At 58.8% G+C, this 245-nt stretch carries 1 protein-coding gene; it reads right to left on the minus strand.

All coding sequences use genetic code 11. The features are described from left to right. Positions 1-245: hypothetical protein (locus KVT34_RS30835; RefSeq protein ID WP_483311475.1), on the minus strand; the 245-nt coding region annotated here is incomplete at both ends.

The raw sequence follows: 245 nt of genomic DNA on the forward strand, positions 1-245 counted from the left end.
CGTCAAATGTTCCCGGTCCCCCCGAACATAGACGTCGGGAATTTGGGCATGGATATGCAGGCCGAATTTGCGGGCTTTTCCATGCATGGGGTTCGTCAGCCCCCCGAGAAACGACTGAAGGCCAATGATCTCTTCATGGTCCTGAAACTCGAACAAATCCAGGGCAGCTACCCGAAGAATGGTGCCCACCATCCCCTGAGGCGGGGCCGTCTCTTTTAGGGGGCTCGTTTGGGCCGGAGCGCCCG

It is taken from the genome of Paenibacillus sp. GbtcB18, assembly GCF_019091125.1.
Taxonomy (GTDB): domain Bacteria; phylum Bacillota; class Bacilli; order Paenibacillales; family NBRC-103111; genus Paenibacillus_F; species Paenibacillus_F chitinolyticus.